The following is a 24,105-nucleotide window of genomic DNA, read 5'->3' as shown; positions in this document are numbered from 1 at the left end:
CCGCATCATTACGCGGCATCCACGTTCCTTGGATGCCTGGGCGCGCACACTGAACGCTCACCCGATGCGCCGAGGAGACTTCCCGCATGGCCCGTCGCAAGATGCTTCGCATTGCCACGTTCAACGTCAACGGCATCGGCACACGCCTGCCGCAGCTGTTGGACTGGCTGCACAGCGAATCGCCGGATGTGGTTGCCCTGCAGGAACTGAAGGCGACCGACGCCGCGTTTCCGGCTTCGGCGTTGGAAGAGGCTGGCTACGGCGCGCTCTGGCAGGGCGAGGCGCGGTGGAACGGCGTGGCGCTGCTGGCACGAGGGACCACGCCGGTCGAGAGCCGCCGCCGATTGCCGGGCGAGCCCAAGGACACCCAGAGCCGCTACCTGGAGGCGGCGGCGCATGGCATTGTGGTGGGTGCACTCTACCTGCCCAACGGCAACCCGCAGCCCGGGCCCAGGTTCGACTACAAGCTACGCTGGATGGAGCGCCTGATCCGGCATGCGCGCAGCCTGGTCGAGCAGCCGCACCCTGCGCTGCTGCTGGGTGATTTCAACGTGATTCCCACCGACGCCGACGTCTACGACCCCAAGGCCTGGCGCCGCGATGCGCTGTTCCAGCCAGAGGTGCGCGAGGCCTTTGAACGACTGCTGGCGCAGGGCTGGACCGATGCGTTGCGGGAGGTGCACGGCGACGCCACGATCTACACCTTCTGGGATTATTTCCGCCAGCATGCCGAGCGCGACCGTGGGTTACGCATCGATCATCTGCTGTTGAACCCCGTACTGGCGGAGCGACTGAAGGACGCTGGCGTCGACCGCTGGGTACGCCTGCAGGAAAAGGCCAGCGACCACGCGCCGGCCTGGGTGACGGTAAGCGCGTGATCAACGCGCGGCTGGGTCCTCGCGTCGCTCGCGGCGTACCCGTGCGCGGGTGCGGTACAGGCGGCTGTCCGCTTTCTGGATGGTGTCGGCCACCGGCTCGCCGGGCGTGTTGATGGCCGCACCCATCGAGAACGCGCTGGGCGCGAGCGCGGCGTGGTCCTGGTACCAATGCTCCAGTTCGCTCAACCGGCCGTCGGCAGGCGCGACCAGTACCACCATGAATTCGTCGCCGCCCAGTCGTACCACCGTCTCATCTTTGCCCAGCGGTGAGCGCAGGAACGTCGCGAACTCGACCAGGACGGCGTCGCCACGCCGGTGGCCCTGGGTGTCGTTGATGTGCTTGAAGTGGTCCAGGTCGAACATCACGCAGGCCCAGCGCTCGTCAATGAGTTCATCCAGCCGGTGCAGGTAGCGCCGGTTGTAGCACTGGGTGAGGGGATCCTTGAAGGACATTTCGCGCAGCTGCTGCTCCTGCATCCGCAGCGCGGTGACGTCCTGAGCATGTCCCAGCACGTAGGGCGGGCTGGCTTCGTTGTCGAGCACGTTGTGATACGCCCAGTAGTGGCGCGTTCCGTCCGCGGCGATCAGCTCGATCACACCAGCGTCGGTGTGGTTTGCCTGGATCCGAGCGAGGTAGGCATTGAAGCCCGCGCGTTTTTCCGGCGGCATCAGGTCACACAGGCTGCGCCCGATCATCTGGCTTTCTTCGAAACCCAGCGATTGCACGGCCGCCGGATTCACCGAGGTCAATGTTCCGTCCAGCGTGTGGGTGCAGATCAGGCCCAGGCTGTAGTGGAACAATCGGCGGTAACGGGTTTCGCTCGCTTCCAGCGCGTCCAGCGCGGCTCGTTCGTCCGTGATGTCCTGGATCGCCCCGACCAGGCGCGGGTGGCCGTCGACCTGTTGCCGGCTGCCGACCACGCGGGTCCAGATCGCGCGCCCGTCGGCCGTGGTCATCGGCAGCTGCACTTCCCAGGACGTGCCTTCGTCGATGCAACGCTGCACTGCTGCCCGGATGATGTTGCGGCTGTCTTCGCGATAGAACGACAGCGCGGCGTCGAGCGTCGGTTCAAAGTTGCTGCGCACGCCGTGCAACTGCTTGGTCTCGCGGGTCCAGCGCACTTCGTTGGTGACCAGGTCCATCTCCCAGCCGCCCACCCGGGCGGCGCGGTTGGTGCGCTCCAGGAAGTCCTCACTGCGTTTGAGCTCACGATGGAGCGCCTTGGCCTGGCCCACCTGCGCCATCAGCATGCTGCGCTGCTCCAGTACCTGGGTGGTGACCCGGGCAAGGTGCACCATCAGCTCGCGCTGGGACGGAGACAGCACGCCGGGCATCGGATCGAGCAGGCACAATGTGCCGATGCGTGCGCCGTGCGCGGAGCCCAGAGGGATGCCAGCGTAGTGACGGATGCGCGGCCCGCCCGTCACCAGTGGATTGGTGGAAAAACGCGGATCCTGGCGTGCATCGGCTATCTCGAGCAGCTCGTCCTGGCGTATGGCATGGGTGCAGAAGGAAATTTCGCGGGCCGTTTCACTGACGCCCTCAAGGCCGATGTTGGCCTTGAACCACTGACGGTCTTCGGCCACCACGCTGATCAGGCCCATGGTCATGCCGGTCGCGGCGCGGGCGGCGGCGACAATGGCATCGAACACCGGCTCCGGGGGCGTATCCAACAGGTGCAGTCGTTCGATTTCGAGCAGTCGTTCGGCTTCGTCCATGGCGCTTTTCAGGGCTGGGTGGCGAGGGCGGTTGCGGCGGCTGTCTGGCACTACGCTAGTGCTTGCCGCGTTATGTATCGCCATGACGGGGTGATGCCGACGTGACGCATCGCGATCAGGGTTTGCGGGGCCCGCGCGAGGGCCGCACTGAAACGTGACGGTGGTCGCGAACATGCCAGCGCCAGGGGAAGTCCACCGCGCGGGTGATGCCGATGCGGGGCCCGATCACCGGATCTGCCGGAGGCGGCACGCCATCGCTGGCGATGACAATGCCGTGGCTGCCTGTCACCAGATCGGCGCCGTCGAAACTGCGGTCCAGCCCGAAGGCCTGTGAGAGCTTGCCGGGGCCGCTGGCCAGATCGTGGTCGCGGCGTGCGGCGGGACGCCGCGCCCGCATCTGGTCCAGCCCCTCGAGAGGTTCGATGGCGCGAAGCAGTACGGCGACGCCTTCGCCGATCTCTCCGCAGACAACGTTGCTGCCCCAGTGCATACCGTACGTGAAGTAGACATAGAGGTGGCCCGCCTCACCGAACATGCTGACCGTGCGCGGCGTTGGCCCGCGATAAGAGTGCGCGGCCGGATCGTCGCTGCCGGCATAGGCTTCAACCTCGACGATGCGGCCGACGCGACCATCGTTGCGCACCAGCAGCTTGTTGAGCAGCTCCGGGGCGAGCTCGGTTGGCGGGCGCCGGTAGAAGCCGCGCGGGAGGCTCTGCAGGGAAACGGGCAACCAGTCCGGCACGAGAGTGGCAGGTTCGGGCGAGAGAGCTTGGCACTGTGGCACTGGCGAGGTGAAACGTGCGCAGACGCCACGTCATTCCGGTGCAGGCGGAGCGGCCAGTGCCGCGCGGCGGGAGGCATAGATCTCGGGCGTCTGCGGCTTGATGAACAGTGCCACCAGTTCGGGATGCTCGCGCTTCACCGCCGTTTCGATGCGGGTGATGCAGGCTTCGATCTGCGGGGTCTGCCGGTCATCCTCGAACTCGGCGCTGAGCATGGCCACCACCTGTTCCGGGCCCATCTGCATGGTGGTCACCCCGTTCGCGCGACGCAGGTCCGGATCGGTTTCGGCCACCGCCATGATCCGCTCGGCCACCGCGGGGTGGGCAGGCTCTCCAACCAGCAGGCCTTTGGTTTCACGGGCCAGAAGGAAGGCGGTCGCGGCCAGCACGCCGGCGATGCACAGTGACGCGACCCCATCAAGCACCGGCATGTCCAGCACCTGCGCGGCCACCAGCCCGATCAACGCGAAGCCTAGCCCGAGCAATGCAGCGCTGTCTTCCAGCAGTACGGTGAAGGTGGAAGGATCCTTGCTGCGGCGGAAGGCTTCGAAGTAGCCGAGTCTGCCCTTGGTACGCCGGAACTCGCGCAGCGCCACCCACCAGGAAGCACCCTCGAACAGGATGGAAATGCCCAGTACGCTGTAGCTCAGCGCGTGGTTGCTGGCGGGCTCCGGCCGGCGGATGTGCTGGATGCCCTCGTAGGCCGAGACGCCGGCACCAGCGGCGAACACCAGCAGGGCGACGATGAAGCTCCAGAAGTACAGCTCGCGGCCATAGCCGAAGGGATGGACCGGGTCCGGCGCCTTGCCGGCACGGCGCAGGCCGTACAGCAGCAGTACCTCATTGAGGGTGTCGACCAGTGAATGCACGCCCTCGCTGAGCATGGCCGAGCTGCCGGAGATGCCGGCAGCGACGAACTTGGCGATGGCAATGGCGAGGTTACCCGCGAGGGCGGCATAGATGACCAGACGGGAACCGGTGGGAGCGGACATTTCGGCGGCGGGGCGGGGCGGACGCCTGATCTTCCCGATCAGCGCGTGCCCATTGCGTGCACGGCGCGATCAGTGCCCCTTGGGATTGAGGTACAAACGCGCCCCATCCGATTCACGGTAGCCCGTCCAGCGCCCACCGCCTGACGCGCGGAAGCGCCCGAACACGGTGTTGCTGGTGTCGGTAAGCAGCAGCTGATTGCCCGACAGTACCCAACGGTTGGCCGAGAAGAAGCCATCCGGGCAGCCGGCGGGCACGTAAGCACTGTAGCCGCCGAACCACTCGATACTCTTCAGCTCGATGGAGCAGGTGTTGCCGTTCTCCTGGCCCAGCGTCCAGCTGCCGAACAGATCGCTGTCGCGCACATCGCGGCCGCCACGGTGGCGGTCGTGGCCCCAGTCGTCGTTGTCGTCGTGGAAACCGAAGCCCACGTCGATCTCTTTGCTTTCGCTGCGTGACCCGGACTGCGAGCTGCCGCTGGTGGTGGCCTGGGTGGTCACCGAGCCACTGGTCCGGGTCTGGGTGCTGCTCGATTGGGTGGTCTGGTCGGTGCGGGTGGTCTGTTCGCCGAAGCCGGACGAGGCGTCCTGGGCAAGGGCGGGCAGGGCCAGGAAGTACAGCGCCGACAGGCAGCTACGGGCAAGCAGGGCAGCCATCGCAGGATCCTCGGAAGGGTGGATCGCGCGAGTATCGAACCGGTGGGGTGGGAGACGGTGTGAGGGCGCGCCCTGAGGCAAGCCAGCCAAGAACAGGTGCTGTCCGCTGAAGGATCGTGCCGGCCGCTGGCCGTCTCCCCTTTGACGCCCAGAGACCGAAGGAATGCCGGCCCGCGGCCGGCACTTCCCGCAGCCAGGCATCGCCTGGCGCTACTGATCCGGCTTCACCCTTGCCACCCGTTTCCGGTACTCATACACGTTGTCACCGCGGATACGCTTGTCCTCGGTGCCGGTGATCCGGCCGACCTGCTGGTCCGAGCCGGTGACCGGTTTGGCCTCGATCTCGGTCTCGTGTTCGAAGGAGTGCGATTTGTCGGTGTTGCGGTAATAGCGGTACAGCGCCCAGTACAGCGCGGTTGCGCCGGCCGGACCTGCCGCCAACAGCCAGAGGCCACTGTCGTCGCTCATGTCGATGCCACCAGGAAGGCAATTGCGAGGGCTTCAATGACGGTGCCGGTGGCCAGGGCCGCCAGCAGCATCTTCCATTGCTGCACGGGCACGCTGCCCATGGTTTCGCCGGTACGGCCGTTCACTGCGATGTAGTGCAGCATGCCGCCGTTCTTTCCGGGCTGGTGATACGAGTACAGCCACACCGGCAGGTACATCGACACCCAGCGCGTTCCATGCACCTCCAGCTGCTCCTGTTCCCAACGCACCCCACGGTTGTAGCGCCTCACCGAACCTTCCACCTGCGCGCGGGCGATCGACAGCAGCTGGTCTTCCAGCCGCGGCCGCAGCTTCTCCACGTCGAGGTTGCGCTTCTCAGAGGTGAAGCCGGCCAGGTATGAGGCGTTCCATTTCACCGCGTTCTTGGTGTCGAACGGCAAGATGGTGTTGATGATGTTGTTGGTGTTGGCGCGGGTATCCAGATTGCCGCGCTCGGCCGAGGATTCCAGGGGCAGGTCATCAACCGTGAAATCCACCTGGCGTTCGACCTGGTAGACATCTGCGTCGTACAGGGTGCGTTTGTTCTTCTCGCTGCCGACCGTGTATTGCCGGGTCTGGATCTCGCCCTTGCCGGCCACGGCCGCGCTGACATTGCTGTCCACGATCATGTAGGGCAGGAACACGCCCACCACGTTTTCCGGGGTGAACTGCTCCTTGAACGCCTTCAGCGCGAACATGCGGCGCTTGTCGACGAACTGGCGGATGCGCGCGACCGCATCGTCCTTCTTGATGTGGAAGGGCAGCACCGCATCGGGCACCGCACCATTGCTGATCTGTTCGTTGACGCCGAAGACGTGGCGGCACCAGTGGCAGCGCGCCGTCATCGTGCTTTCGGTATTGACCGTGACTTCGGCACCGCAGCCCGTGCACTTGAACGTCATCAGCGCCGAGGTGTCGGCGTCGATGTCACGCGCGCCGGAAGCGATGACCGTACCGCGCAGCTGGTCGATGGCCTCGCCCAGCCCGAATTCCTCCTCGACGCGCGCGCCATGCCATTCGTGACGGCAGTACAGGCAGACGAGGATATCGGTGCCGGCCTTGGGCCGGATGTCGGTGGCGCCGCACTTCGGGCAGCGGTTAAGGCCGTCCTTCAGCTCGCTGGCTGAGGTATCGATGGCTACAGGATCGGGCGCTTCCACTTCATCGCGGATGGCCTGGGGCAGCTTCGAGGTGTCCAGCGGGAAGCTGCCGGGCAGGGGAGGGACGTCCTGCGGCGAACCGGGCCCATCCAACGACGCCGCCGGCAAGGGCGGCGGCGTCGCGGGCGCGGATCCGGGCAGCGGCGGTGGGCCGTTTCGGGGATCGGACATGTTCGTTGTGCGTCCTGCTGTTACAGGCCCAGTGCCTTTGCTTTCAGGGCGTCGTAGTCGCCCTGGGTGATCAGGCCCAGGTCCAGCATTTCCTTGGCCTTCTTCAGCTTGGCCACCGGATCGTCGGCAGCCGGCGTGACCGGCTGCTGCATGCCGCCGACACCGAACATGCCCGAGGCCATGCCGACACCGACCAGGCCAGCCGCACCGCCGTTCTCGCCGGCCGACTGGATGCCCTGGGCGACGCTCGCCTGCAGGTTGGAATTACCGCGCGAGCCGGACAGCGCATCTGCGCGCTGGACGGTCTTCAGCAGTTCGCGGGTGTTGGCGTCGTACTCGATCGAGACAATGGCGGTCTTGACGATGGCCAGGCCGCGATCCGACTTCCACTGGTAGCCCTGCTCGACGGCGGCCGACAGGCTCTGTGCAAAGCCCAGCGAGTCCTGCTGCAGCTTGGTGATGCGGTTGCCCTTGCCCGGATCGTTCGTGTACAGGCTGAAGGCCGGTGCCAGCGAACCGACCACTTCATTGAACAGCTGGCTGGCGGCGGCGTTGTCCAGGTCGGTGAAGTCGAACACCTGGCCCGGCTGCAGGTAGCTGGCCGGCACGAAGTTCTTCACGAACAGGATCGGGTCGACGATCTTCAGCGTGTACGAGCCGCGCGTGACCGCGCCCACCTGGGTATTGAGGAAGCCATCGTCCCAGTAGATTTCCGACTGGGTACCGAAGCGGTTGTCCGGCAGCTCCTTCATCGAGACGAAATAAGCCGCCTGCTGCGAACCGGGCTGGCCGCCGAACTTGAAGCGTTCCCAGCTCTGCTTGATGAAGGTGCTGACCAGACCGTCGCCGGCGAAGATCGACTGCGAGTTGGGATCGTCCGAACGCCACTCGTAGCCGCCCGGTTCGGCGACGAACGCGGTGATCGCGCCGTCCTGGAACAGCAGCAGGCCGTAGCCCTCCGGCACGATGATCTTCGAGCCGTTGGTGATGATGTTGGACGAGCCACTGGTGTTGGAGCCGCGGCCGGCGTTGGTGCCGCGCGGCACCGCGGCGAACAGGGCCGCCGTCGAGGGCAGGCCTGTGGGCACGGTGTAGAAGTCCTTCCACTGGTCGGCCAGCACACCACCGACTGCACCCTTCACCGCCTGTACCAGACCCATGTCCAACTCCCTGTGATTCGAGGGCAGGCACCATGCCTGCCGAGCTGGACTGACTATAGAGGAGCGGCATGGGCCGCCGCCACCGCCGCGCGCGCCTCCCATTCATCATGGCGCGACGGCGGCAGCAGGCGATCAGGCCATGCCGCGCGCAATCAGGGCATAGCCGATCATCAGTGCCAGGCACAGTGGCAAGGTGACGAAGGAGGCGATCATCCAGCGCAGGGCCTTGCGCGCAGCCTCGGTGGCCGCGCCGATCTGGCCGCTGGCGACCAGTGACGTGCTGCGGTTGGCGTAGACGGTGGCGACGATGCCGAACGGCCAGAAGCCGGCGATGATGCTCAGGATGGCCCACATCAGGTAGTTCCTGGGGGGCACGGGTGGCGGGGTGCGGTCCATGCGGTCGATCTCCTTGATCATGCTGCGGCCGGGAGCGCGAGTATGCCGACAGGCCAATCGCAGCGGAAGGCATGCCACCCGTGCGTGGTGCGCAATCTTCTGCTGGTCGAATGGTCATTGATCGGGGGCGGCGACGCGGCAGGCATGCGCGGTGGCCTGCGGGGCTGGGCGAGCAGGCGGTGTAACCGTCATGGCGGCGCAACACGTGCCCGCCTCCGGTTCGGGCAGACGCGCTGATCATCAGCGTGGATGGGATTTCGGCGGCTTGCCTTCACCTGCTTTGCGGCGAGCGGCGAGCGGCGAGCGGCGCACGGAAACGTGGGCGACAAATATCCGGCGCGGATATTCACGTCATTATCATGCTTATTTTCTGGAAACTCGCTCTCCATAATCCAGGGACGCGATGGCCGGAACACAGGGAGCGCCGCGTCACAGGCAGTGCCGCCCTGTGGCGCACGACCCAGGCCTGGACGACGTCCGCGTTGCCGACCTCCAGCAGCGATGGCAGTTCCCGGCACCGCGGGAGCGGAAAGCGTGCACGGCAACAGCGGTTCGACCAGCGGGCACGGCATGCGGCGTGGACGTCGCAGCATCCCGCGATGATGCCGGAGGGCCTGCATCGCGAGATCGCCCGTTGCAGATGCATCGGGTCGCCATTCCAAAGGGGAGTTTCGATGCACAGGCAAGTCAGTGAGATGCTGCAGCGCGCTTATCGGCCCTATCCGTCATTGCCCGACCTGCTGGGCGCGTTCGTGAAGGAGCTGTCCCGGCACAAGGTGATGCGTGGTGGTCAAGTGCGGTTGCGTGGTGCGGTGGCAGGGGCGGCAGCGGGGTTGCCGGCGGCGTCCGGGAATGCGGAAGAGGTTTGCTTGCAGCGGGTTCCCATCCGCTATGGCGGCGAGCTGTTGGGTGAACTGCACCTGGAAAGTGAGGGGGGGCGGCTGGATGGCAGTGCGTTGGCGCTGGGGGAGCAGTTTGCCCAGCGCTGCGCGCACCTGATCAAGCGCTACGAGGCAAAGGACTGGGCCGAACAGGCGCTTAGCCGGCCGCTGCTGCTGGTCGGCGCTGGCGAGGCGTTGAAACAGATGGATGAATTCGTCGAGCGCGCGGCGGCCAGCCCGCTGCCGGTCCTGCTGCGCGGCGAGTTCGGTACCGAGAAGATGGAGCTGGCCGCTGCCCTCCACAGTGGCGGCCCTTGCAGGCAGGGCCCGTTCGTCGAAGTGAACTGTGTCCACCCGCAGGGCGAAGCCAGCGACTGGTTCGCGCGCGCACAGGGCGGGACGCTGTACTTCCACGAAGTCGACGAACTGCCGGTGCCGCTGCAGGGCCAGCTGTCACATCGCATGCGTGGGCTGCCTGCTGCCCATGCTGAAGCGCTGGCGGCCGGCCCGATACGGGTGATCGCTTCGACCAGCGCGGACCTGGAACAACGGGTGAGAGAAAAGCAGTTCTCGCGCGCCCTGCTGGCCGGGCTGGAGTTCCTGACAGTGGATATTCCACCGCTGCGCGAACGGGTGGAGGACATCGGTGCGCTGGCGGCGCGTTCGCTTGAGCTGCATGGATTCAATCCCCGCGTACTGGGTGACGATGTGCTGGAAGCCCTGTGCGCGCATGACTGGCCCGGCAATCTATTGGAAATGGAGCGGGTGGTGGTACGGCTGGCGGTGATGACCGGTGGCCGATGCATCCGCCGCGAGGATCTTGCACGCCACGCGCCGGATCTGGCAGCAGGCCACGTCGCCAGCGGTGCCGGGTGCGCGCCGCAACGGCTGCCCACGCTTGAGGAGATCGTCGCTCCTGAGCCCGTGCAGCCGGATACGGTGCGGGCAGCGCATGAGGGCCTGCACGACGGCCTGAAACGTGCGCTGGCCTATCTGAAGGACCATGCTGCGGAGCCGCTCACCCTGGGCGACCTCGCTCGCCAGGCCCATGTGAGCCAGTCGCACCTGGGATTCCTGTTCCGCAGCGAGTTGGGCACGACGTTCAAGCTGCTGCTGCAGCAACTTCGCATCGAGCATGCCAAGCAGCTGCTGCGGGATGGGCAGCGCCTGCGCATTACCGATGTCGCGCTGCAGGTCGGCTTCGGTGACCTGAGCCACTTCGAGAAGAGCTTCCGGCGCGCGGTAGGGGTCAGCCCGCGCAGCTACCGGCGAACCCCGCACCAGTAAAAGCAACGCCCCGGCGCAGGCGCGGGCCTGCCCGGGGCGCTGGGGTGGCAGATCCAGCGTTACCGTGCGTTTGCTTCTGCAGCGCGCTGCACGGCCTGCTCGGCGGCTTCGTCGGCGCGCCGTGCCGCCTCGGCGGCAGCGTCGACCGCGCGTTGCGAGACCTCCATCGCGGCGCGGATGCCGTCTTCACTGGCGGCCATCGCGGCGTCCGCCAGCTCCTGGGCGATCTGCATCGGGGATTTGCCCGCCGGATGGGCGGGAGTGGGCTTGCCGGGAAGCGGGGTCGGGAAGGTCATCGTCGGTGCTCCTGCTGGGGATGAGGGGGGAACACCGTCGCTGCGTTCCCCCAGGATGTGGCGCAATGCCGCCTGGGCATCGGCCAGGATCTTCTGCGCCTGTTTCCGGGCCGCCAGGCGTCCGGCAGCAACGGCCGCGCCGGCTGCCGACGCGAGCGCCTCCGTAGCTGCCTGCACGCCATCACCACCTGGTGCCGGGACCGGGTTCACACCGCGTCCGCCCGGTAATCCAGCGTCCCTTCATCGCCCAGGTAGCCGCCGGTTCGGCGGTAGTCCTGCAGGGTGATGACATTGTCCTCCACCTGCACCACCGCCTTGGCTCTGGAGCCATCGATCGGGAACTGCACGCTGGCACCATCCTGGCCGAGTCGGCCACGGGAGACCGGATGTTCGTTGAGGAATTCCTGTGCATCGCGCAGCTGCCAGCGCACGGCCTCGCGCAGCCGGCTGTCATCCTGCAGCAGGTCGGGATCGTTGTCGAAGCAGGCTGCCATCTGCTGGGCGGCCAGCGAGATGCGGGCGTAGCCGATCTGCCGGTTCGCGGCCAGGCTTGCGTCGATCGCCTCACGCACCTGCTCTGGCGACGGCAACTGTGGCAGTTGCGGCCCGTCCAGGAAGCCGAACAGGATCGGCAGCACCTGCTGCAACGCGCGGGTGGCATGCGCCAGCCGATGCTCGCGACTGCCGCCACCTGCGCTCACCCGCTGGTAGAAACGGAAGTAGTCGGCAAACTCGATGGGCCTGCGCGCGTGCAGCAGCGCGAAGTGGGCAGCGTCGGCCAGGTCATCGCGCCCTGTGGCAGGCATGCCGACCTCACCGGCCAGTTGGTGGAGCGCCAGCGACTCACGAAAATCCAGTTGCTGCAGCAGGGGAGCAGCGGCCGCACCGATCGCCGCCAGGAACGCGCGCGAGGCCCCGAGGTCGGTGTTGGTCAGCAGCTGGTGTTTGTCCAGTACCCGCTGCGCCTCGTTGTGCGACAGGCGTGTTTCTTCGTCAAACTCCATGTTGCGCAGGGCACCGAGGTCGCTGGCGCCAAGGCTGAGCAGCTTGATCGGGCCGACCTGCAACCCGAGGCGTGGCAACCATGTCATGCGCGAACCATGCAGACCCTGCTGCACCCCATCGAGCATCGTGCCCTCGTCGGAGAAAGCGTAACGGTGCTCATGCGATTCCATGGCCCATTTCAGCCATTGCTCGCCACCGTCGATGAACTGAAGGACATGCCTGCAGGGTTGGCTGATCTGGTTGGCCTGGGGGATGGAACGACCGGCAATGAAAACGCTCATGCGTGGCTCTCCTGGCGGCCTCACTGGGCCGGAAATTCCTTTAGGACGGTCGCAGCGGCATTGCCGACGCGATTGAAGTCGTCGGTGGCCCCCTGCATCATGTTCTGCGCCTGCGTGAGCACCCTTGCATACTTTTCGTCCCCCGTCGCCAGGTACTGGGCCATGGCCACGCCGGCCGCGGTGGTCGCGATGGTTGAGACATTGCGCAGGGCGTCGGCGGCATCCTGCACGGCGATCGCGGCAGACTGGGCCACCGACTGGTAGGCCTTGCCGGCGCCACTGGTCTTCACCACGGATGCGGACATGGTGGCCGTCTGCACCTGGTTGATCACATCGATGACCTGGGCGTTGACGTTGCTCGGGTCCATACGGGCTCCTTGATGGGCGGGTGGGGCCGCAGGCGGCCTGCAGGGTGTCAGGCCCCGGCGTCAGCGTCGGCTGCCGGGGAAGAAGAAGGAGAATCTGGCGCGGGATCCTGGGCGGGACCTGCGTCCGGATCCGGACCGGACGCGGCGTCGGGCGCAGGACCGGGCGCAGGCGCTGCCGCATTGCCTGCAAGCGTTTGGAGTGCATGCAGGCTGCTGGTGGCGGCCGCAGCGTCGGCAGTGGCACCGTGGGTCTGTGCCTGCAGGACGCTGATGGCGGTCTTTCCTTCTGCGGTGGCCGCGGCGATCACGGCCGCAGGCGAAGGGGGCGCCGGCACCGGGCCGGGCAGGGGGATGACCTGCGGCGGTGGCGGCGGAGGGGGGTCCGGAGCAGGCGGTGGCACCGGCCAGGGGGCATTGATCATCTTCGCGCAGGTCGCGGTGACCGCTGCGTTGCTGACCATGCCGGCACCCTGCTGGCGTGCGACAGCGTTGTGCATGGCGGTGCCCAGCGTCTCCAGCATCACCATGTCCAGCATGCTGAAGGACTGCGCCGGCCCCTGGGCCACCAGCAGGGTCGAGGCGGCACTGACGCTGTCGACGATCTGGCTGTTGACGGTGTTCTCACTGCTCATGACGGAACGGCTCCCTTCTGGATGATCAGGGCCAGGACCTGGGCCAGGCTTGCGCCGGCGGTCACCTGGCCGCGTTGCTGGTTGGCCACCGCGTTCTGCATTGCCAGGCCGAGGCTGTCGGCCATCGCCAGGTAGGTGGCGGACATCGCGAACGAGGGGGCGAGGGCGATCGCCACACCGGATCCGGCGCTGGTGGCGGCCAGCAGGTAGCCGGTGGCGGGCGATGCGGCCATCGATCAGGGGCCCGGCGTGACGCCGCCCTGAGCGGGGGCGCGGTGGTTGGCGTCACGCCGGGCCAACACGTCAGCGCAGACCCAGGATTTCGCGGGTGGCCACGCCGTTGGAGGCGGTATCGATCGCATACAGCGTGGACACCCCCTGGGTGGTCGACGCCTGCATGGTCACGTAGGACTGCTGCTGGTTGTTGGTGGCGTTGTGCGCGGCGTTGGACAGCGCCTGGCTGGTTGCCACGAACAGGTTGCCCATTGCGATAGCCGGCGCATCACCAAGCACCTTGGTGTTGACCTGCGAGACCGAATCGGTGATCTGGCTGTTGACGGCGGTGGGAAATGCCATGGTGGAAGCTCCTAGGGTGGACAGCACTACAGGAACGGAGATTGCCGGCACTCAATGGAATCAGCCGAGAATCTTCCGGGTGGCGGCGCCGGTGGCGCCGGTATCGACGGCGTAGAGCAGCGCGACGCCCATCGTGGTCGCGGCCTGCGCCGTGACATACATCTGCTGCTGGGCGAGCGTCGCGTTGTGGGCGGCATTGGCCAGTGCCTGCGCGGTGGCCTGGTACAGCGTGCCCATTGCCGTGGCAGGCGCCACGCCCAGCGTCTGCAGGTTGGCCTGGCTGACCGAGTCGGTGATCTGGTCGTTGACGGCCGTGGGAAATGCCATGGCTCAGCTCCTTGCCTGCCGGCGCATCACGCGCCGAGGATCTGCTTGGTGGCCACGCCTGTGGTGGCGGTGTCGATCGAATACAGCGTGGCCACACCCATGGTGGTGGCCGCCTGCGCCGTCACATAGGACTGCTGCTGCGCATTGGTGGCGTTGTGGGCGGCGTTGGCCAGGGCCTGTGCGGTGGCCTGGTACAGATTGCCCATGGCGACGGCGGGCGCGTCACCCAGCACTTTGGTGTTGGCCTGGGTGACCGAATCGGTGATCTGGTCGTTTACAGCGGTCGGGAATGCCATGTCGATCTCCTTGAGGTTGGCGGATCAGCTACGGAACGACAGGTCAGGAACCCAGGCCGCGAACGCGGGTGCTGAGGATTTCCTTGCTCGCCACCGCCGTGGTGGCGGTATCGATCGAGTACAGGGTGGCCACGCCCATGGTGGTGGCCGACTGCGCGGTGACGTAGGACTGCTGCTGCGCGTTGGTGGCGTTGTGGGCGGCATTGGCCAGCGCCTGTGCGGTGGCCTGGTACAGATTGCCCACTGCCACGGCGGGCGCATCGCCCAGCACCTTGGTGTTGGCCTGGGTGACCGAATCAGTGATCTGGTCGTTTACCGCGGTTGGAAATGCCATGTCCTGCTCCTGCGAAAGGGTGGAAGTGCGTGGTATCCAGTGTCACGGTGCGTCGCCTGCAGCGGCCTGGGCTTCACCGTGGGGCCAGAGTAGGAAATGGCGTCGCCGCCGGATTGGCGGAATCGACGGAGAATGCGGGGGGATCACCGTGAAGGTGCGGCGTGAATGCGGCGGAACTGATGATCATCGCCGTCGTCGCCAGCGCTTGCGGGTTGCCCTGGGGCACACACAGAGGCTGCGCGTGGGTAGCGCGATCCGGCGGCGACGGGCCGTGGCCACGTCGTCGCCGGATCCGGCCGCTCAGAGCATGTAAGGGATCTTGAACGCCAGCGTGAAGTCCGGTGCATCCGGGGTCAGCCCGATGCCCAGCAGGGTCACCAGTGTGGTGTGCTGGTTGAGCGCGTAGGTCACGCCCAGATTCAGTGATGCCGCGTTGGCGTCGCTGCCGATCACTTTCATCCACTTCCCGCCTTGGAAACGGGTGGAAGCGCGGGCGCTGATGCGGTCGCTGAAGGACAGGCTGAGACTGGTGCGCTCGTTGAACGCAAAGGCCACGCCAGCGCCGAAGTAGACCGCGCCGCCGAGCTTCACGTCACCCGGGTTGACCGTGTCGGGGTTGCTGTCGATGTCGCTGAAACCACGCGGGAACGAATGCACATAGCCGACGTTGGCGAACAGGATCGCCGGATCGGCGGTCTTGACCATCGACAGGCCCACATTGGCCTGCCACACGCCATTGCCGGTGGGCTGTTCCCTGGGTACGGCGAAGCGGATGTAGTCATCGTCATCGCGCTCGATCACCTTCCAGTCCAGACCGTAGGGTGCGCGCCCGGTAGGGGCGGTGACTCCGGCGGTGAGCACCGTTTCCGGGCGCCAGCCGCGTTCGCCGAACAAGCGGTAGTTCGCACTCAAACCGATATCGCCCAGCCCGTTGCCATTGGTTTCTTCCTGCGCGATCGCGGCCGCCGCGCCGCCGGCGCCGCCCTTCTGGTAGACGGTGCGCCGCGCCAGGTAAGGCACGTCCAGGTTGAGCGTCAGGCTCGGGCTGACACCCCAACGTGCGGCCAGGTTGTAGGTGAGCGAATCGGATTCAACGTTCTCGATGGCGATGTTGCCGAGGAAGATCGCGTCCAGCGCCAGGAAACCATTGAGGGTGAGCTGCTTGCGGTCGTAGCGGGCGTAGGTGAGGCTGTTCTCGACGGTGAAGCGGCGCGAGAACAGGGCCGACTGCTGTTGTTTCACATCATCCACGCTGCGCCGCGATTCCTGCTTCGCCTGCTGTGCCTCGGCCGCCGTGCTGGCGTAGCCCTCGCTACCCTGCGACGTCTGTAGCGTCGAGCCATGCTCGACTGCGGCGCCCGTTGCCGCCGCCGTTCCCGGCCCGGTGGGCCCGGTGCGTCCACTCAATCGCGCCTGCATCGCCTGCACCTGCATGTCCAGTTCGCGCAGCCGCCGCACTTCCTGTGCATAGTTGGATTTGAGCTGCTCCAGCTGGCTGGCCAGTGCCTGCACGTCGGCGCCATCGTCCGCCGCTGGCGGCGCGGCGAAGGCGGTGCCCGCCAGCGCCGCCAGCGCCAACGGGGTGATCCTCATCAAGGTGTGCATGTTCGTGTCCTGCGTTGTGGAACACTTCCCCCAACGCCGTGCCGTGGTGCTAGCGGCCCGGCCCCATGCCGCGGTTCATCGCAATCGCCTGGGCCACGTTCTGGCTCAACGGCAGGTTGCCGCCCGCGGTATCCCGCACCAGCTCCAGCCGCAGCTGGTTGCTGGCGATCTGGCCGTCACCGTTCAGGGCGATGCCCTGGCCGACGCTGCCGTTGCGTATCCATTGCTGGACCAGGCCCTGGCCCTCCACCTGCAACTGCAGGCGTGCCTGGTTGCCGTCCAGCACCGCGGAGGCCGAGACGCCTGCACCCTGCGCACTGAGCGAATGGGCACCGTCATACGAACGGGCCGGCACCGTGCCGTTGCGCACCACCAGCGTGGTCGCATTGCGGGCGACGTTGCCATCGCCGGCCACCTGCACGCTCTGCACCAGGCCATTGGCGTGGGCCAGGCCGGTGCTGTCGATATGGCGGCCCTGCGTGTCCGGCAGCGGCGCATCTGCAGCAGTCACGTGCACGCTGGGCTGGAAGCTCAGTTTCGGGCTGCCGCCGCCGCGGAAGTCCATGCCCAGAGTCAACGCACCCTGCAATACGTTTCCGTTGCCGGCCTGCCACTGCGAGACCATCGTCACCCCGAACCACGCGACGGTATTGCCGCCCACGGTGTAGCGGCCGCGCATCAGGTTCAGTTCGGGATCCGGAATTTCCTTCAGGCCGCGTCCCGGCGCAGCATCCGCCGCCTGCAGGGGCAGGGCGGGGCTCGCCAGCAGCAGGAGCATCAACAGACGGTGGCGGAACATGGCGGAACCTCCTTCAGAACAGGTCGGCGTGGCTGAAGCCGAAATCGACCAGTTCGGCATCGGTGATCGGCCCCTGTCGCGCGTAGAGCGCGCGGGCACTGGGTCGTTCGCTGGGTTGCAGCAGGACTGTGTTGCGATCGAAATCGCTGCCGATCACCACGAATACGGCGCGCGATGGCCAGGCAGCGAGAAATTCAGGCAGCGCCAGGCTGCGGTTGCCAAGGATGGGATCGGCCACCTCGACCACGCCGTCGCGTACCTGCTTGAGCACCACGAAGTGGCGGAAGCCGCGCACGTCCATCAGCACAAGACCGGGAACGCGAAGCGTGCGCAGGCGTGCCTCATCGATGCGATAGCCGCGCCCACGCATGCCCAGCGATTCCACATAGCGCTTGATGTCGAGCAGCGAAAAACCGCGCTCGGCCACCAGCGCCGGATCGGAGACCCTCATCATCCCTTCGATCACCGTGGTCTCGTCGGTCTCCAGGTGGTAGGCATGGCGCAGGAGGGTTGCCAGGGCCGCGGCACCGCAGCTGTAGTCGGTGTGCTGGCGTACCACGTTGCGGTAGCGCCGTTCCTGCATGCTCTCCACCTTCTGCTGCAGCAGCGCGCCATTGGGCAGTACGCCGGCGAAGCCGACGTCGCCCGCCCGCGCGGACGCGCCGCCCAGCAACAGCAGGCAGGCCAGCAGGCGTATCGAGAGACGGTGGCCGAACATCGCATTCTCCGGCAGCAAGGGGGAGCTCCTGTCCCAAGGGGGAGGAGGAACAGGAGCTCCCGGGAACCCGGCCGTTGGCGGACGGCCGGGGTGTTGCGCTTACTCGCCGCTGCCACCACCGCCGCCGGTGCTGGGCTGGGCGACTGCCAGGGCCAGGCTGTTGGCCTGCAGGTTGCCGGTGCCCGCGGCCACGTTCACGCCGATGTTGCCCGAGGCACCGGAGAAGGCGCTGCCCGACAAGGCCGAGGTGTTGGTCGCGTTGACGTTCACCCAGCGCGTGGTGCTGACCGTGCCGCTGAGGCTGGCATACAGGTCGGCCACGCCCAGTTCGACGAACTGGCTGGTGCCACTCTCACGCGTATCGAAGCCCAGGCCGCCCACCCCCGGCCGGTTGGGGTTCATCGTGGCGTTCTGGATCTGGTTGTCCAGATCGATATGGCCGGTGCTGTTGCCACCCGGGTGCGGCAGCTCGCCACTCCACGTATCCAGGTAGTAGTTGGCCATCTGGTAGGCGTTGCCGGTGCCGCGGTAGGTTCCCGCGCCATAGGCCAGGGTCAGGCCGCTGACGCCGCCACGCATGCCGACCTGCACGGTATCGGTGTAGGACTGCACGAAGCCCGCGTTGCTGACCGTGTTGCCGGTGGAGACCTGGTTGGAGCTGATGCTCGACTGCGCCACTGCGGTGGTCGCGACCGAGGCGGCGAGCGCATTCTTCTGCTCGTTGTTGTTGCCCGAGGCGATGTTCACGCCGATGTTGCCGGACGCACCGCCGAAGGCATTGCCACTGAGACCCGCGGCATTGGTGACGCCGGAGTTCATGGTGGCGTTGCCGAAGCCGGCCTGGTTGACGAACACCTCGGCGTCGGCCATGCCGAAGCTGAAGGACGCGTCGGCGGCGGACAACGAGGCGGCATTGTCCTGGGCGTTGTTGTCGCCCGATACCACGTTGAAGCCCAGGTTGCCGGAGGCACCTGCGCCCACGCTGTCACCGATGGAGGCACTGTTGGTGACCAGGCTGTTGCTGGTGGCGTTGTTGCTGATCGACTGGCGGTTGTCGATCACGGCGATGGCCGCCGAGTCGAGGTCGATGTCGCCGGTGATGTTCGGGTCGCCGGAGAAATTGATGTCGGTGCTCAGTCGCAGGTCCTTCTCCAGGTTCACGTCGACGCCGTGGTTGTTCTTTTCCTTGCGTTCGTCGGCCTGGATGGTGCTGTGCTTCTGCACATTGACGTTGACGGTGCGGTTGCGCACGTCGTTGTCGGTGTGGTTGTGCGTCTCGTTGCGGGTTTCGCTGACGGTGTGGGTGTGGTTGATGTTCGCGTTGGCGTTCTGGTTGTCCCAGCCATTGGCCGCAGCGGCGGTCGAGGCAGTGGCAATCGCCATGGCGAGCATGGTCCGTTTGACGGTCGCTTTCATGGTGCCCTCTCTCTCATCGGGTGGTGCATCGGTTGGGTGGTTGTCACGGGCGGTCCTGCACGACCAGGCCGAGTACATTGGCCGTGTCATTGCCGCTGCCCGCGATCTGATTGAGTTGCAGGACCCCGTCGAATCCCCGCAGCGCGGTGCTGGTGACACCAGCGCTGCGGGTGCCCGTCGCGACGCCGCGACCGGCGTCGTCCCGCCCCCCTGCCAACGCGGAACCCTCGGCGGCCAAGGCCGTATCGTCGGTTTCGCGTATGCCCTGTCGGGCCAGCGTCGCGCTGACGACGTTGAGCGTCGTGTTGGCGATGCCGCTGGCCTGGTTGATGGATGCGATGCCGCTGGCACCGGCCAGCGCCTTGCCATCGATGACGGCAGTGGCGTGCATCGGCGCACCCAGCACGCGGTTGCCACCGCGCAGTTGTCGGTTGCCGATCGAGACGTCGGCATGTTCGCCCGTGGCGATGCCGCGCAGGTTGGTCTGCAGATTGAGGTCGCCGGCCGCCTGGTTGACCGCGATGGCGCCGTTCGCGCCGGCCAGTGCACGGCCGTCGATGCGGGCAACGTCGAGGTAGGCGAGCATGCCGCTGTAGTCATCGGCCTGCGCGATCAACGGCGTGGCAGGCAGGATCAGCAGCAGCCAGTGCGCCCGCCTCACTTGCCACCTGCCGGGGCCATGCCCTGCAGCGGGAACTGGCCGATTGCGCCGCGCACGGTATCGCCGATGCCGCGGGTACTGTTGCCGACCGCACCGAGCGGCCAGCTCATGGCGCCACCGAGACTGCTGCCCACCATGCCGTCACCGTGGCGGCCGAGCGTACCGCCCAATGCCTGCTGCGTCACGCGTTCGACCGTGGTGCCTGCGGGTGCGGTGGCTGTGGCTGCCTGACCCGCCCCCATGCCTGCGTAGTCCTCATCGCTCAGCTCGTCCATCCCGTTTGCCGGGGCACCCGCACCGAGGGCCGCTGCGATCTCGCGCTGGGGTTTCGGGTCGGCGATCAGCGCCATGCCGGGCGGCGCCATGCGATAGGCCGGGCGTGCGGACACATCACGCAACAGGACGATTTCGCCCGGTTGAGCCTTCACGCCCTGGCGTGCACCGGAGGCAGAGGCGCTCGCGCCAACCGACAGCAGGGCCATGGCCAGCGTTGCCAGCAGGCCGCGAATGGGGGTGATGCCGTCCATGCCGATCTCCCGTGGTGGGTGCGGCGGAAGCACGCATCAACCGTGCCAACCCTGCAAGGCTTGGCGGCCCTGGCGCCAGGCGCTGGCGGGCGTCGGGTGCTGCTGCCGCGCTGTTACAGCGGCGTCGGAAAAATGTTGGGGTCGCGCTGTACCTGGCGCCGCAGGGCAAGGCGGGCGCCCGACTGTCACACGGGTGTTACAGGTGCCGTCGCGGACTGTAACGATGCCGCTTCAGCCGGTGGTCTCTTGACGCGGCGCTTATTGCGCCGCCGTTTAGCGCAGCGCTAGGATCCGCCCATCAAAGGCCGCTGCGGTGGCCGTAGAGGGTCCCGGCGGAGGGCGGCACGCCGGTGATTGCCTGACAGTCCGCCGACGGTGTCCGGATGCTGGGGGAAGCATGGCGGCGGTCCCGGAGGCTTCTACATCACGTTGCGTGCTCTGGTTCGGCGAGCCGCTGGCGAACGAGCGCAGCGCGCTGGCGGCCGCAGGCTGGTACGTGCGCCGCATCCATCCCGACCCGGCGATGGCGATCGGGCTTCGCGGGCGTGATCGGCTGGTCGCTGTGCTGGATCTTCGCCATCTGGATACGCCCGCGCTGCAGTTGCTGGCGCAATGGATCGAACAGCACGTGCATCTGCCCTGGCTTGCGGTGCTGCCACCCGGCGCAGGGCCCACGCCTGCAGCGTGGCTGCCCTTGCTGCAGCGTTGCATCTCGCGGTTCACGCTGCCTTTCGGCCTGCAGGACCTGGTGGCTGCGATGCGCCAGCAGTTCGACGCGGATGATACTTCTGCCAGCGAGGTATGCGGCGGCCAGGGACCACGCGCACTGATCGGCGAGAGTCCTGCGTTGCATGCGGTGCGCACCGTGCTGCACAAGTTCGCGCCGGTCGAACTGCCGGTGCTGGTCACCGGCGAAACCGGTACCGGCAAGGAGCTGGCGGCTCACGCGCTGCATGCGTTGTCTGGCCGTGCGGGCAAGCCGTTCATCGCGATCAACTGCGGTGCCATTCCGGCCAGCCTGGTGCAGTCGGAGCTGTTCGGCCACGAGCGTGGCTCGTTCACCGGCGCCGACAAGCGCCAGATAGGCGTATTCGAAGCCGCACACGGCGGCACCGTGTTCCTCGACGAGGTGGGCGACCTGCCGGCGGAGGCGCAGACCAGCCTGCTGCGCGTGCTGCAGGAAGGCACCTTCGAGCGCGTCGGCAGCAGCCAGCCGCTGCGGGCCGACGTGCGTGTACTCGCGGCCACCCACGTCGAACTGGAGCACGCGGTGGCGCAGGGGCGGTTCCGCAGCGATCTCTACTATCGGCTCAATGTGCTGCGCCTGCTGATGCCGCCCTTGCGCGAGCGTGGCGCCGATGTGCAGCTGCTGGCCGAGCACTTCCTGCGCTGCTTCCGCCTGCGCCACAGCGTGCGTGCACGTGGCTTTGCGCCCGCTGCGCTGCAGGCGATGCGGCGCTTCGGTTGGCCCGGCAACGTGCGTGAACTGCTCAACCGGGTGCAGCGGGCGGCGATCATGGCCGAAGGCGAGCTGATCAGCGAGCGCGACCTTGAACTGGGTGGGGCCGAGCATGCGCCGCCGGGCGCGATGCTGCAGGATGCTCGCGGCCAGGCCGAGCGCGATGTGCTGCTGCAGACCCTGCGCCAGACCGGCTACAACGTCTCCGAGTGCGCACGGCAGATGCAGATCTCGCGGGTGACCGTGTACCGGCTGTGCCGCAAGCATCGGCTGGAACTGCCGGCGCAGCGCTGAGCGCGGATCATGGTTCGCCCGAACGGTAGCGGATGCGGTACAGGTCCAACCCCGCACCGTCTGCGCGCCGCGCCGAATAGGTCAAAGTGTCAGGTTGCGAGCCATCCAGCATCGCACCGTAGCTGTCGCCGAAGGCTTCGTTCACCGGGGAGGGCAATGCATGGCCCGCGTCATAACGGCCTCCACGCTCGTAGGCAATGAACTGGCGGACCGGTGCACTGCCGAAGTCCAGGGCGCGGGCAAACACCACCGTTCGGCCGTCGCCGAGGAAAGTGGCATCGAACTCCTGCGCGGCGGTATTGATGCCACCGACCAGCGGCCGCGCCAGCTGCGCCACGCCGCCGATCATCGTGGCGCTGTAGAGGTCATGGCCGCCGGCACCGCCCGCGCGATCGCTGGAGAACAACAGCGTACGACCGTCCGGGGAGAGCATCGGTGCGAACTCGTCGGCCGCACTGTTCACCGCGGGGCCCAGATTCTCCGGTTCGCCGAATCGACCGTCGCGTCCAATGCTGACCCGGTACAGATCGTCGCCGCCCTGGCCGCCTGCGCGGTCCGAGCAGAAATACACGACGCGCCCATCTGCGGAGAACGCGGGATCGAAGTCTCGTCCCGGCGTGTTGAACGAGACCGGCGTCGCCGGCCGCCAGCGCTGCCCATCGTGGCGGGAGACCCAGATGTCATACCCGCCCGGACCGCCGGGACGGTTGCGGCTGAACCACAGCGCGGTGTTTCCGTCCGGGCTCAGGGTCAGTCGAATCTCGTCGTACTGCGTGGATGCAACGCCCGGCGCAAAGCGTTCAGCGGAGCCGACGATCTGCAGCACGCTTGAGGGAGTCGCGGGGGGCGACGCAGCAACCAGCAGCATCACGGCCAGCCGCGCTTTCATGCCTGCCGCTCGAAGTCGCTGGCCCAGTTGGTTTCCCAACTGCGTCCCCCATCGGTCGAAGCCGCCTGTTCCCAGCGCGCCGAGCGCGGGGTGATGCGTGACCAGATCACCCGCGTCTGGATTGATCGACCGTCGTGCTGGTCTTCGCCGAAGAAGCGGCCGACACCGGCCTCGAAACCACCGCGCAGCGGCGCACCGATCCGGGTCGGCTCCCGACCATCCAGCCACCAGCTCAGCCAGTGCTGCTCAGCCGCACTCCAGGCGCGGATACCCATGCCGCGCAGCGGTGTTCCCGGCACGTCCATCAGGTTGTCGCCTACGTTGCCGAATCCTCCCAGTACCGGCCAGTTGTGCAGGGTGCCGTTGAACGCGTCCCACGCATCACTGCCTGCCAGCCGAGCGCGCAGGCGACGATGGCGCACGTTCCAATGGCCCACCAGGAAATCAAAGTCGCGCGGTGCATCCGGCAGCTTCGGAAGCGGAGAGGGGACCGCCGCAGTGCGGCGGAACCAGTTGCGCCAGTTCACTTCCCAGTGCGCGCCGGCATCGTCGGAGAACGCCTGTTCCCACCACGGCTCATCGCCATGGATGTCATGCCAGCGGAACCAGACGTCGATGGGGCGTCCCTTGAAGTGATCACGACCACGGAAGCTGCCGCCATCGCCTTCGAAGACGCCGCGCACGGGCGCTTCGATATGGGCAGGGTTGCGCCCATCGATCCACCAGATCGACCACGTGGAAGACACTGGATCAAAAGCACGCACGCCCAGGCCTCTGTACGGGCCCGAAGGCAGCGCCATGACGTTGTCATCGATGGTGCCGAGCCCGCCCAGGGTGAGCCAGACCGCGCTGGCGCCGGTGAAGGCTTCCCAGCGGGTGTCGCCCACCAGGCGCTCCTTCAGGCGTTGGTGCCGGACCTGCCAGTTGCCCTGCAACCATTTCCAGTCTTCGCTGTGGCTGGACAGGGGCCGCCCCGAGGGTAGGGCGCTTGAGGCTGCCACTGCGGCCAAGGTGGCCAGGAACTGCCGTCGATCCATGTGCGTGACCCCTTGCCGG

The 24,105-nt window shown here is 67.0% G+C and carries 28 protein-coding genes; 3 read left to right on the top strand and 25 right to left on the bottom strand.

The window, feature by feature from the left end; translation table 11 throughout:
• The first annotated feature begins 86 nt into the window (after nt 1–86).
• Nucleotides 87–878: an exodeoxyribonuclease III gene (gene xth, locus ACM0PB_RS15360; protein ID WP_414604454.1), complete on the top strand. Its 792-nt coding sequence runs from the start codon at nt 87–89 to the stop codon at nt 876–878.
• On the opposite strand, the gene ACM0PB_RS15355 is transcribed toward xth, so the two are convergent.
• From ACM0PB_RS15355 to ACM0PB_RS15320, 8 genes are all read right to left on the bottom strand, one after another.
• Nucleotides 879–2,597 carry a sensor domain-containing diguanylate cyclase gene (locus ACM0PB_RS15355; RefSeq protein ID WP_065186446.1) on the bottom strand — a complete coding sequence of 573 codons (1,719 nt, stop codon included), beginning with the start codon at nt 2,595–2,597 and terminating at the stop codon, nt 879–881.
• A 115-nt stretch (nt 2,598–2,712) separates the two neighbouring features.
• Complete coding sequence (locus tag ACM0PB_RS15350; protein WP_065196342.1) at nt 2,713–3,339, bottom strand: DNA-3-methyladenine glycosylase; 627 nt, start codon at nt 3,337–3,339, stop codon at nt 2,713–2,715.
• A gap of 72 nt (nt 3,340–3,411) precedes the next feature.
• A complete protein-coding gene (locus ACM0PB_RS15345) occupies nt 3,412–4,371 on the bottom strand; it encodes a cation diffusion facilitator family transporter (RefSeq protein WP_414604453.1) in 960 nt (319 codons plus the stop codon).
• Between the two features lie 69 nt (nt 4,372–4,440).
• A complete protein-coding gene (locus ACM0PB_RS15340; RefSeq protein ID WP_414604452.1) occupies nt 4,441–5,025 on the bottom strand; it encodes an AprI/Inh family metalloprotease inhibitor in 585 nt (194 codons plus the stop codon).
• A gap of 210 nt (nt 5,026–5,235) precedes the next feature.
• On the bottom strand, nt 5,236–5,493 hold the full coding sequence (locus ACM0PB_RS15335; protein WP_005416661.1) for a hypothetical protein: 258 nt from the start codon (nt 5,491–5,493) through the stop codon (nt 5,236–5,238).
• Nucleotides 5,490–6,842: a membrane protein gene (locus ACM0PB_RS15330; RefSeq protein ID WP_032954186.1), complete on the bottom strand. Its 1,353-nt coding sequence runs from the start codon at nt 6,840–6,842 to the stop codon at nt 5,490–5,492. Before ACM0PB_RS15330 ends, ACM0PB_RS15335 begins: the two co-directional genes overlap by 4 nt.
• A 20-nt stretch (nt 6,843–6,862) precedes the next feature.
• Complete coding sequence (locus ACM0PB_RS15325; protein ID WP_414604451.1) at nt 6,863–8,002, bottom strand: SPFH domain-containing protein; 1,140 nt, start codon at nt 8,000–8,002, stop codon at nt 6,863–6,865.
• A 132-nt stretch (nt 8,003–8,134) separates the two neighbouring features.
• Entirely contained in the window at nt 8,135–8,398 is a 264-nt protein-coding gene (locus tag ACM0PB_RS15320; protein ID WP_279946058.1) for a CD225/dispanin family protein, read from the bottom strand.
• A gap of 674 nt (nt 8,399–9,072) precedes the next feature.
• Between ACM0PB_RS15320 and ACM0PB_RS15315 the strand changes: the two genes are divergently transcribed.
• Complete coding sequence (locus tag ACM0PB_RS15315; RefSeq protein WP_065177761.1) at nt 9,073–10,566, top strand: AraC family transcriptional regulator; 1,494 nt, start codon at nt 9,073–9,075, stop codon at nt 10,564–10,566.
• A gap of 59 nt (nt 10,567–10,625) precedes the next feature.
• On the opposite strand, the gene ACM0PB_RS15310 is transcribed toward ACM0PB_RS15315, so the two are convergent.
• The 15 genes from ACM0PB_RS15310 to ACM0PB_RS15240 form a co-directional block, all read right to left on the bottom strand.
• Complete coding sequence (locus ACM0PB_RS15310; protein ID WP_065177762.1) at nt 10,626–10,862, bottom strand: hypothetical protein; 237 nt, start codon at nt 10,860–10,862, stop codon at nt 10,626–10,628.
• A gap of 206 nt (nt 10,863–11,068) precedes the next feature.
• On the bottom strand, nt 11,069–12,148 hold the full coding sequence (locus ACM0PB_RS15305) for a hypothetical protein (protein WP_164229155.1): 1,080 nt from the start codon (nt 12,146–12,148) through the stop codon (nt 11,069–11,071).
• 20 nt (nt 12,149–12,168) lie between these two features.
• Nucleotides 12,169–12,516, bottom strand: a complete 348-nt coding sequence (locus tag ACM0PB_RS15300; RefSeq protein ID WP_005416654.1) for a hypothetical protein — start codon at nt 12,514–12,516, stop codon at nt 12,169–12,171.
• Nucleotides 12,517–12,563: 47 nt separating this feature from the next.
• Complete coding sequence (locus ACM0PB_RS15295; RefSeq protein ID WP_329843772.1) at nt 12,564–13,148, bottom strand: RebB family R body protein; 585 nt, start codon at nt 13,146–13,148, stop codon at nt 12,564–12,566.
• A complete protein-coding gene (locus tag ACM0PB_RS15290) occupies nt 13,145–13,381 on the bottom strand; it encodes a RebB family R body protein (RefSeq protein ID WP_005416652.1) in 237 nt (78 codons plus the stop codon). The genes ACM0PB_RS15295 and ACM0PB_RS15290 overlap by 4 nt, the downstream gene beginning before the upstream one ends.
• A 70-nt stretch (nt 13,382–13,451) precedes the next feature.
• Nucleotides 13,452–13,724 (bottom strand): RebB family R body protein, encoded by a 273-nt coding sequence (locus ACM0PB_RS15285; RefSeq protein WP_005416651.1) that lies wholly within the window; start codon nt 13,722–13,724, stop codon nt 13,452–13,454.
• Between the two features lie 60 nt (nt 13,725–13,784).
• Nucleotides 13,785–14,051, bottom strand: coding sequence for a RebB family R body protein (locus ACM0PB_RS15280; protein WP_005416650.1), 267 nt, complete (start codon nt 14,049–14,051; stop codon nt 13,785–13,787).
• A 26-nt stretch (nt 14,052–14,077) separates the two neighbouring features.
• On the bottom strand, nt 14,078–14,347 hold the full coding sequence (locus tag ACM0PB_RS15275; RefSeq protein ID WP_005416649.1) for a RebB family R body protein: 270 nt from the start codon (nt 14,345–14,347) through the stop codon (nt 14,078–14,080).
• Between the two features lie 43 nt (nt 14,348–14,390).
• On the bottom strand, nt 14,391–14,681 hold the full coding sequence (locus ACM0PB_RS15270) for a RebB family R body protein (RefSeq protein ID WP_005416648.1): 291 nt from the start codon (nt 14,679–14,681) through the stop codon (nt 14,391–14,393).
• 300 nt (nt 14,682–14,981) lie between these two features.
• Nucleotides 14,982–16,286, bottom strand: coding sequence for a transporter (locus ACM0PB_RS15265; RefSeq protein ID WP_065186439.1), 1,305 nt, complete (start codon nt 16,284–16,286; stop codon nt 14,982–14,984).
• 49 nt (nt 16,287–16,335) lie between these two features.
• Entirely contained in the window at nt 16,336–17,085 is a 750-nt protein-coding gene (locus ACM0PB_RS15260) for a hypothetical protein (RefSeq protein ID WP_414604450.1), read from the bottom strand.
• Between the two features lie 13 nt (nt 17,086–17,098).
• The gene (locus tag ACM0PB_RS15255; RefSeq protein WP_414604468.1) at nt 17,099–17,803 is read right to left on the bottom strand and encodes a C39 family peptidase; all 705 of its coding nucleotides are present in this window, start codon (nt 17,801–17,803) and stop codon (nt 17,099–17,101) included.
• Between the two features lie 99 nt (nt 17,804–17,902).
• Entirely contained in the window at nt 17,903–19,219 is a 1,317-nt protein-coding gene (locus ACM0PB_RS15250) for a FapB/FapC family functional amyloid domain-containing protein (protein ID WP_414604449.1), read from the bottom strand.
• Between the two features lie 43 nt (nt 19,220–19,262).
• Entirely contained in the window at nt 19,263–19,880 is a 618-nt protein-coding gene (locus tag ACM0PB_RS15245) for a FapB/FapC family functional amyloid domain-containing protein (protein ID WP_329953338.1), read from the bottom strand.
• Nucleotides 19,877–20,407 (bottom strand): FapA family amyloid fibril periplasmic chaperone, encoded by a 531-nt coding sequence (locus ACM0PB_RS15240; RefSeq protein ID WP_414604448.1) that lies wholly within the window; start codon nt 20,405–20,407, stop codon nt 19,877–19,879. The genes ACM0PB_RS15245 and ACM0PB_RS15240 overlap by 4 nt, the downstream gene beginning before the upstream one ends.
• A 397-nt stretch (nt 20,408–20,804) precedes the next feature.
• On the opposite strand from ACM0PB_RS15240, the gene ACM0PB_RS15235 reads away from it, so the two are divergent.
• Nucleotides 20,805–22,160, top strand: a complete 1,356-nt coding sequence (locus tag ACM0PB_RS15235; protein WP_414604447.1) for a sigma-54 interaction domain-containing protein — start codon at nt 20,805–20,807, stop codon at nt 22,158–22,160.
• 7 nt (nt 22,161–22,167) lie between these two features.
• Here ACM0PB_RS15235 and ACM0PB_RS15230 read toward each other — a convergent pair whose 3' ends face one another.
• Nucleotides 22,168–23,049 carry a TolB family protein gene (locus ACM0PB_RS15230; protein ID WP_235649627.1) on the bottom strand — a complete coding sequence of 294 codons (882 nt, stop codon included), beginning with the start codon at nt 23,047–23,049 and terminating at the stop codon, nt 22,168–22,170.
• The gene (locus ACM0PB_RS15225) at nt 23,046–24,086 is read right to left on the bottom strand and encodes a hypothetical protein (protein ID WP_164229164.1); all 1,041 of its coding nucleotides are present in this window, start codon (nt 24,084–24,086) and stop codon (nt 23,046–23,048) included. The genes ACM0PB_RS15230 and ACM0PB_RS15225 overlap by 4 nt, the downstream gene beginning before the upstream one ends.
• Nucleotides 24,087–24,105 lie beyond the last annotated feature (19 nt).

It is taken from the genome of Stenotrophomonas sp. AR029 (assembly GCF_047520695.2).
GTDB classification, from domain to species: Bacteria; Pseudomonadota; Gammaproteobacteria; order Xanthomonadales; family Xanthomonadaceae; genus Stenotrophomonas; species Stenotrophomonas sepilia.
The sequence above is the reverse complement of the archived record's forward strand: the minus strand, read 5'-3'. Positions and strand labels throughout refer to the sequence as shown.

Coding starts and splice junctions, on each gene's coding strand:
- ACM0PB_RS15240 (WP_414604448.1), bottom strand. CDS start 20,407: ATGGACGGCATCACCCCCATTCGCGGCCTGCTGGCAACGCTGGCCATG.
- ACM0PB_RS15295 (WP_329843772.1), bottom strand. CDS start 13,148: ATGAGCAGTGAGAACACCGTCAACAGCCAGATCGTCGACAGCGTCAGT.
- ACM0PB_RS15355 (WP_065186446.1), bottom strand. CDS start 2,597: ATGGACGAAGCCGAACGACTGCTCGAAATCGAACGACTGCACCTGTTG.
- ACM0PB_RS15340 (WP_414604452.1), bottom strand. CDS start 5,025: ATGGCTGCCCTGCTTGCCCGTAGCTGCCTGTCGGCGCTGTACTTCCTG.
- ACM0PB_RS15310 (WP_065177762.1), bottom strand. CDS start 10,862: ATGACCTTCCCGACCCCGCTTCCCGGCAAGCCCACTCCCGCCCATCCG.
- ACM0PB_RS15300 (WP_005416654.1), bottom strand. CDS start 12,516: ATGGACCCGAGCAACGTCAACGCCCAGGTCATCGATGTGATCAACCAG.
- ACM0PB_RS15270 (WP_005416648.1), bottom strand. CDS start 14,681: ATGGCATTTCCAACCGCGGTAAACGACCAGATCACTGATTCGGTCACC.
- ACM0PB_RS15230 (WP_235649627.1), bottom strand. CDS start 23,049: ATGAAAGCGCGGCTGGCCGTGATGCTGCTGGTTGCTGCGTCGCCCCCC.
- ACM0PB_RS15315 (WP_065177761.1), top strand. CDS start 9,073: ATGCACAGGCAAGTCAGTGAGATGCTGCAGCGCGCTTATCGGCCCTAT.
- ACM0PB_RS15265 (WP_065186439.1), bottom strand. CDS start 16,286: ATGCACACCTTGATGAGGATCACCCCGTTGGCGCTGGCGGCGCTGGCG.
- ACM0PB_RS15320 (WP_279946058.1), bottom strand. CDS start 8,398: ATGGACCGCACCCCGCCACCCGTGCCCCCCAGGAACTACCTGATGTGG.
- ACM0PB_RS15280 (WP_005416650.1), bottom strand. CDS start 14,051: ATGGCATTTCCCACGGCCGTCAACGACCAGATCACCGACTCGGTCAGC.
- ACM0PB_RS15260 (WP_414604450.1), bottom strand. CDS start 17,085: ATGTTCCGCCACCGTCTGTTGATGCTCCTGCTGCTGGCGAGCCCCGCC.
- ACM0PB_RS15290 (WP_005416652.1), bottom strand. CDS start 13,381: ATGGCCGCATCGCCCGCCACCGGCTACCTGCTGGCCGCCACCAGCGCC.
- ACM0PB_RS15275 (WP_005416649.1), bottom strand. CDS start 14,347: ATGGCATTCCCGACCGCTGTAAACGACCAGATCACCGATTCGGTCACC.
- ACM0PB_RS15225 (WP_164229164.1), bottom strand. CDS start 24,086: ATGGATCGACGGCAGTTCCTGGCCACCTTGGCCGCAGTGGCAGCCTCA.
- ACM0PB_RS15305 (WP_164229155.1), bottom strand. CDS start 12,148: ATGAGCGTTTTCATTGCCGGTCGTTCCATCCCCCAGGCCAACCAGATC.
- ACM0PB_RS15325 (WP_414604451.1), bottom strand. CDS start 8,002: ATGGGTCTGGTACAGGCGGTGAAGGGTGCAGTCGGTGGTGTGCTGGCC.
- ACM0PB_RS15235 (WP_414604447.1), top strand. CDS start 20,805: ATGGCGGCGGTCCCGGAGGCTTCTACATCACGTTGCGTGCTCTGGTTC.
- ACM0PB_RS15250 (WP_414604449.1), bottom strand. CDS start 19,219: ATGAAAGCGACCGTCAAACGGACCATGCTCGCCATGGCGATTGCCACT.
- ACM0PB_RS15345 (WP_414604453.1), bottom strand. CDS start 4,371: ATGTCCGCTCCCACCGGTTCCCGTCTGGTCATCTATGCCGCCCTCGCG.
- ACM0PB_RS15330 (WP_032954186.1), bottom strand. CDS start 6,842: ATGTCCGATCCCCGAAACGGCCCACCGCCGCTGCCCGGATCCGCGCCC.
- ACM0PB_RS15255 (WP_414604468.1), bottom strand. CDS start 17,803: ATGTTCGGCCACCGTCTCTCGATACGCCTGCTGGCCTGCCTGCTGTTG.
- xth (WP_414604454.1), top strand. CDS start 87: ATGGCCCGTCGCAAGATGCTTCGCATTGCCACGTTCAACGTCAACGGC.
- ACM0PB_RS15335 (WP_005416661.1), bottom strand. CDS start 5,493: ATGAGCGACGACAGTGGCCTCTGGCTGTTGGCGGCAGGTCCGGCCGGC.
- ACM0PB_RS15285 (WP_005416651.1), bottom strand. CDS start 13,724: ATGGCATTTCCCACCGCCGTCAACAGCCAGATCACCGATTCGGTCTCG.